Origin of the sequence: Longimicrobium sp. (assembly GCF_035474595.1) — a bacterium.
Classification (GTDB): domain Bacteria; phylum Gemmatimonadota; class Gemmatimonadetes; order Longimicrobiales; family Longimicrobiaceae; genus Longimicrobium.
Genome location: NZ_DATIND010000042.1, coordinates 1 through 7402, shown reverse-complemented (window position 1 = coordinate 7402; position 7402 = coordinate 1). Strand labels below are relative to the sequence as shown.

Here is a 7402-nt window from a genome sequence, read left to right as displayed (position 1 = left end):
GCCCCTCCCCGGCGTCCGTCTGCGCGTATGTGGTCCCCGCGGCGAGATGGCGCCGGTCGGGGTGCCCGGCGAGGTGTGGATCTCGGGCGGAGGGGTCGCGCGCGGCTACCTGGGCCGGCCGGAGCTGAACGCCGAGAAGTTCGTCTCCATCGAGGGCGAGCGGGCCTACCGCACCGGCGACCGTGCCCGCTGGCGCATGGATGGAGTGCTGGAGTTCCTGGGGCGCACCGACGAGCAGGTGAAGGTGCGCGGCTTCCGCATCGAGCCCGGCGAGGTGGAGGCCGTGCTGCGCGAGCAACCGGGCGTCCGCGAGGCCGTCGTGCTGGCGAGGGAGGACGCTCCGGGGGACAGGCGCCTGGTCGCCTACGTCGTTCCGGGCGCGGAGGTGGTCGAGACCGCCCGCGGCGGCAGGGAGCAGGTGTCCGAGTGGGAGACGCTGTTTGACGACACCTACGCGCAGGACGGGGCGGAAGAAGATCCGACGCTGGCGCTGAAGGGGTGGAACAGCAGCTATACGGGCGAGCCGATCCCGCGCGAGGAGATGCGCGCGTGGGTGGAGCACACGGCGGAGCGCATCCTGGCGCTGCGGCCGGAGCGGGTGCTGGAGGTCGGGAGCGGGACGGGGCTTGTGCTCTTCCGCGTGGCGCCGCACGTCGAGTTGTACCACGGGACCGACTTCTCGGGGGTGGCGCTTGCGCACGTGCGCCGCCACCTCGCCGGGCTCCCGCAGGTGAGCCTGTCGGAGCGCGAGGCGGATGTGCTGGCGGAGTTCGCGGGGGCGGGCTTCGACACCGTCGTCATCAACTCCGTCGCCCAGTACTTCCCGGACGTCGACTACCTGCTGCGGGTGCTGGAGGGCGCAGCGGCGGCGCTGCGGCCGGGCGGGCGGATCTTCGTGGGCGACGTGCGCAGCCTGCCGCTGGCGGGTGCCTTCCACGCCTCGGTGGAGCTCGCCCGCGCGCCGGCGGGGCTGCCGATCGAGCAGCTGCAGGCGCGGGTGCGGCGGGGGATGGCGGAGGAGCAGGAGCTGCTGCTCGATCCGGAGCTCTTCGAGGCGCTCCGGGCGCGGATGCCCCGCCTGGGCCGCGTGGAAGTGCAGGTGAAGCGGGGTGAGTACGACAACGAGGTCTCGCGCTTCCGCTACGACGTCGTCCTCCACCTGGACGTGGACCCCGCCGGGATGGCGGAACCCGTCATCCACCCGTGGGATGGCGAGGACACCGTCGGGCTGCGCGCGCGGATCGAAGGGAGCGCTTCGGCGCTGCTCGTCCGCGGCGTGCCCGACGCGCGGGTGCGGGAGCACGTGCGCGCGTACGAGCTGGTATCGGCCGGCGGCGGAGCGGTCAGCGCGGCGGCCGTGCGCGCGCTCGCGGCCGCGGACGCAGGCGGGATCGCCCCCGAGGCGCTGTTCGCTCTGGCCGACGAGCTGGGGCGGGGAACCGAGGTGCGCCCCGGCGCGTCCGGCGCGCTGGACGTGCTCTTCCATCCGGCCGGCGGCGTTTCGTCCTTCCCGGCGCATCAGGACGAGGTGCAGCCCTGGGAGGTATACGCCAACGACCCGCAGTGGGGCCGCCGCATGCGCGCGCTGGTGCCCGCGCTGCGCGAGGCCGCGCGCGCCCGGCTGCCGGAGTACATGGTGCCGAGCGCCTTCGTGGTGCTGGAGGCGCTGCCGGTTACCCCCAACGGCAAGGTGGACCGCGCGGCGCTGCCCGCGCCCGACACGCCCGGCTCGCGCGGAGAAACGTACGTGGCGCCGCGCACCCCCGCCGAGGAGCGGATGGCGGGCATCTGGGCGCAGGTGCTGGGGATGGAGCGGGTGGGCGGGGAAGACAACTTCTTCGACCTGGGCGGGCACTCGCTCCTCGCCACGCAGCTGGTCTCGCGGGTGCGGGAGGAGTTCCGGACCGAGCTGCCGCTGCGGGCGGTGTTCGAGGCGCCGACGCTGGCGGAGCTGGCGGGCCGCGTGGAGGCGCTCGCGGCGGAGACGCGCGGCGACGCCGCAGCCCCGCCGCTGGTGCCGGTGCCGCGCGACGGCTCGCCGCTGCCGCTGTCGTTCGCGCAGCAGCGCCAGTGGTTCATCGACCAGATGGAAGGCGCGGGCGCGGCGTACCACGTGGCGTGGCGGGTGCGGCTGCGCGGCGAGCTCGACCGCGCCGCCCTGGCGCGGGCGCTGGAGCGGATCGTGGAGCGCCACGAGTCGCTCCGTACGACCTTCCCCGCGGTGCAGGGCGAGCCGGAGCAGCGGATCGCGCCGGCGGGCGAGCACGGCTTTGCCCTGCGCGACGACGATCTCACCGGGTGCGCCGACGCCGAGGGTGAGCTGCGGCGCCTGGCGGCGGAGGAGTTCGAGGCGCCGTTCGCCCTGGCGGTGGGGCCGCTGGTGCGTGGCCGCCTGGTGCGGATGGGCCCGGACGACCACGCGCTGCTGCTGACGATGCACCACGTGGTGAGCGACGGGTGGTCGGTCGGGGTGCTGGCGCGGGAGCTGGAGGTGCTCTACACCGCGTTCTCGCGTGGCGAGGCCGACCCGCTGCCGCCGCTGCCGGTGCAGTACGCGGATTACGCCGTGTGGCACCGGCGCTGGGTAAGCAGCCGCGCCGTGGAGGCGCAGGGAGAGTACTGGGCCCGGACGCTGGCCGGCGCGCCCGAGCTGCTGGAACTGCCCACCGACCGCCCGCGTCCGGCGCGGCAGGAATTTGCCGGCGCGTCGGTGAAGGTGGAGCTGGACGAGGCGCTGACCGCGGGGCTCCGGACGTTGTCGCAGCGGCATGGGACCACGCCGTACATGACGTTGCTGGCAGGGTGGGCGGTGGTGCTCGCCCGGCTGTCCGGCCAGGACGACGTGGTGGTGGGCACGCCCATCGCCAACCGGACGCGGCGGGAGATCGAGGGGCTGATCGGCTTCTTCGTCAACACGCTGGCGCTGCGGGTGGAGCTGTCGGGCGCGCCCACGGTGGCGGAGCTGCTGGGGCGCGTGCGCGAGCGGGCGCTGGAGGCGCAGCAGAACCAGGACTTTCCCTTCGAGCAGGTGGTGGAGCGGGTGCGGCCGGCGCGCAGCCTGTCGCACCTGCCCCTTTTCCAGGTCGCGCTGGCGTGGCAGGAGATGACCGGCGGCGAGCTGGAGCTGCCGGGCATCGCCGCGGCGCCGGTCGACGGGGTGGACGAGGAGGCGGCCGCGTTCGACCTGATGCTGAGCCTGGCGCCGAGCGGCGGGCGGATCACGGGCGAGGCGAACTACGCCACCGCGCTCTTCGATCGGGGGACGGTGGAGCGGTACGTGGGCTACCTCCACCGGGTGCTCCAGGCGATGGTCTCCGACGACCTGGCGCCGGTGGACCGGCTGGAGCTGCTCTCCGCGGCCGAGCGGCGCCGGGTGGTGGAGGAGTGGAACGCCCCCGGCGCCGCGGTCCACGCCGGCGCGTGCGTCCACGAGCTCTTCGAAGCCCAGGTGGAGCGGACGCCCGGCGCGGTGGCGGTGGTGTTCGACGGCCAGACGCTGACCTATGCGGAGCTGAACGCGCGGGCGAACCGGCTGGCGCACCACCTCCGCGCGCTCGGCGTGGGCCCCGACGCGCGGGTGGGGATCTGCGTGGAGCGCAGCGTGGAGATGGTGGTGGGGCTGCTGGGCATCCTCAAGGCCGGCGGCGCCTACGTTCCGCTCGACGCCAGCTACCCGGTGGAGCGGCTCCGCCAGATGCTCGAGGACAGTGCCCCCGCGGTCCTCCTGACGCACCCGCCGCAGGCCGCCACCGCCGCCCTGCTGTCGGCGGGCTCCGCCATCCCGGTGCTCGACCTCGCCGCCGGCGAGCCGTGGGCCGTCCATCCGGCCACGAATCCCGGCCGGGACGGACTGGGGGCGGCGAACCTGGCGCACGTGCTCTTCACCTCGGGCTCCACCGGGCGTCCCAAGGGGGTGATGCTGGAGCACGGGAGCCTGGTGAACCGGCTGGCGTGGATGCAGGACCGGTACGGGATGCAGCCGGACGAGGCTCTCCTGCAGAAGACGCCCTTCTCCTTCGACGTCTCGTTCTGGGAGTTCTTCTGGCCGCTGATGGTGGGCGCCCGCCTGGTGATGGCGCGCCCCGGCGGCCACCGCGACCCGGCGTACCTCGTGGCTACCATCCGCCGCGAGGGGATCACCACGGCGCACTTCGTCCCCTCCATGCTCCCGCTCTTCCTGGAGCACCCGGAGTCGGAGACGTGCACCAGCCTGCTCCGCGTCCCCGTGAGCGGCGAGGCCGTCTCCATGGCGCTGGTGCGGCAGTTCCACGAGCGGCTTCCCGGCGCCGGCCTGTTCAACCAGTACGGGCCGACGGAATCCGGCGAGGTGACCGAGTGGGCGTGCGACCCCGGGGCGGAGCGCGTCTCCATCGGCCGGGCGATCCACAACTCGGCGGTCTACGTCCTGGACCGTGCCGGCGAGCCGGTGCCGGTGGGGGTGGCCGGCGAGCTGTTCATCGGCGGGGTGGCGGTGGCGCGCGGGTACCTGGGGCGGCCGCGGCTGACGGCGGAGCGCTTCGTCCCCGACCCCTTCGGCGAGCCGGGGGCGCGGCTGTACCGCACCGGCGACCTGTGCCGGTGGCTCGCCGATGGCACGCTGGAGTACCTGGGGCGCACCGACTTCCAGGTGAAGGTCCGCGGCTTCCGCGTGGAGCCGGGCGAGATCGAGGCGCGGCTGGCCTCGCACCCGGGCGTGCGCGAGGCGGTGGTGCTCGCGCTGGACGACGGGGCCGGCGGGAAGCGGCTGGTGGCGTACTTCGTGGGCGAGGCGCTGGAGAGCGAGGCGCTCCGCACGCACCTGTCCCGGCAGCTGCCGGAGTACATGGTTCCCGCGGCATTCGTGCGGCTGGACGCGCTTCCGCTGAATCCCAACGGAAAGCTGGACCGCCGCGCGCTCCCCGCGCCCGGCGCGGACGCGTTCGCTTCGCGTGGCTACGAGGCGCCGGAGGGGGAGACGGAGCAGACGCTGGCGGACATCTGGTCGGAGCTGCTGGGCGTGGAGCGGGTGGGCCGCGGCGACCACTTCTTCGCGCTGGGCGGGCACTCGCTGCTGGCGGTGCGCGTGGTCTCGCGTGTCCGGCAGGCGCTGGGCGTGGAAGCGTCGATCGGCGACCTCTTCGTCCGGCCGGTGCTGGCGGACTTCGCGCGCGGGCTGGAGACGGCCGCGCGGGCGGAGGAGACGGCGGTCGCGCCGGTGGAGCGCGGCGGGCCGATGCCGCTGTCGTTCGGGCAGCAGCGGTTCTGGTTCGTCGAGCAGATGCAGGGCGCGGGCGCGGCCTTCCACCTCCCGCTGCGCCTGCGGCTGAAGGGCGAGCTGGACCGCGAGGCGCTGGTGCGCGCGCTGGAGCGGATCGTGGCGCGGCACGAGGCGCTGCGCACCAGCTTCCCGGAGACGGAGGGCGTCCCCGCGCAGCGGATCTGGGCAGTGGAGGAGAGTCCGTTCCACCTGTTCGAGCAGGACCTCACCGCCCTGCCGGACGCGGAGGATGAGCTGCGCCGCCTGATGCGGGACGAGGTGGGCGCGCCGTTCGACCTGGCGCGGGGCCCGCTGGTCCGCGGGCGGCTGGTCCGCCTTGCCGGCGACGACCACGTGCTGCTCGTCACCATGCACCACATCGTCTCGGACGGATGGAGCATGGAAATCTTCACCCGCGAGCTGGGCGCGCTGTACGCCGCCTTCGCCCTCGGGCGTGCCGATCCGCTCCCGCCGCTGCCGGTCCAGTACGCGGACTATACGGCGTGGCAGCGGCACCGGATGGATGGAGACGTGCTGCGGAGGCAGGCCGACTACTGGCGCGAAACGCTTTCCGGCGCGCCGGAGCTGCTGGACCTGCCCACGGACCGCCCCCGCCCGGCGCGGCAGGACTTCGCCGGCGCGTCGCTGGGCGTGGAGCTGGACGAGGCGCTGGTGGCGGGGGTGGCGGCGCTCTCGCGGCGGCACGGGACCACGCCGTTCATGACGGTGCTGGCCGCGTGGGCGGTGGTGCTGGGCCGGCTCTCCGGGCAGGACGACGTGGTGGTGGGGACGCCGGCGGCGGGCCGCGGGAGCGGCGAGTTCGAGGGGCTGATCGGGTTCTTCGTCAACACGCTGGCGCTCCGGGTGGAGCTGTCGGGCGCGCCCACCGTGGCGGAGCTGCTCGGACGGGTGCGGGCGCGGGCGCTGGAGGCCCAGCGGAACCAGGACGTCCCCTTCGAGCAGGTGGTGGAGCGGGTGCGGCCGGCGCGCAGCCTGGCGCACACGCCCATCTTCCAGGCGATCCTGGCCTGGCAGGAGGTGCCGGGCGGCGGAGCGCTGGAGCTGCCGGGGCTCGAGGTGGTCCGGCTGGACGCGGTGGAGGAGGAGGCGGCGGCCCAGTTCGACCTGTCGCTCGGCCTGACGCCGGGCGGCGGGCGGATCGCGGGCAACGTGATCTACTCCACCGCGCTCTTCGACCGGGCCACGGTCGAGCGGTACGCCGGCTCCCTGCGCCGCGTGCTGGAAGAGATGGCCGCGGACGACGCGAAGCCGGTCAGCCGGCTGGACCTGCTCTCCGCGGCCGAGCGGCGCCGGGTGGTGGAGGAGTTCAACGACCGGCGGGCGAAGTCGCCGCGCGAAGCGTTCGTGCACGAGCGGTTCGAGACGCAGGTGGAGCGCACGCCCGGCGCGGCCGCGCTCGTCTTCGAGGACGAGACGCTGAGCTACGCGGAGCTGGACGCGCGGGCGAACCGGCTGGCGCACCACCTCCGCGCCCTGGGCGTGGGGCCGGACACGCGGGTGGGGATCTGCGCGGAGCCGGGGCTGGAGATGGTGGTGGGGGTGCTGGGGGTGCTCAAGGCGGGCGGCGGGTACGTGCCGCTGGACCCGGGCTACCCGGCGGAGCGCCTCGCGTACATCCTGGCCGACAGCGCCCCGGCGGCGGTGCTGGTGCAGGCGCACCTGCGTGATCGTGTCGAGAGCCCGGACGTCCCGTTGCTCGAGCTGGACGCCGCGGCGCCGGCGTGGGCTTCGCTCCCCGCGACCGGCCCGGGGCGCGGCGGGCTCACGCCGGAGCACCTGGCGTACGTGATCTACACCTCGGGCTCCACCGGCCGTCCCAAGGGTGTGCGCGTGCCGCACGGGAGCGTCGGCGCCACGCTGGCCGCCGCGCGTGACACGTTCGGGCTCGGTGCCGGCGACCGCGTGCCCTCGCTCGCCTCCTTCGCCTTCGACATCTGGCTGTTCGAGACGCTGCTTCCGCTGCTGGGCGGCGGCACCGTGCGGCTGGTCCCGCGCGACCGGGTGCCCGACGTGCCGCGGCTGGTGGAGGAGCTGGCCGGGTGCACCGCGCTGCACGCCGTGCCGGCGCTGATGCGGCGCATCGTGGAGGAGGTCCGCGCCACGCCCGGCGGGGTGCCGGGCACCCTGCGCCACGCCTTCGTGGGC

Annotated in this window: 1 protein-coding gene; it reads left to right on the top strand. The window is 74.8% G+C overall.

Annotated features, from left to right (window positions below):
• Positions 1–19 precede the first annotated feature (19 nt).
• A partial coding sequence (locus VLK66_RS06785) for a non-ribosomal peptide synthetase (protein ID WP_325308624.1) occupies positions 20–7402 on the top strand: 7383 nt, incomplete at its 3' end.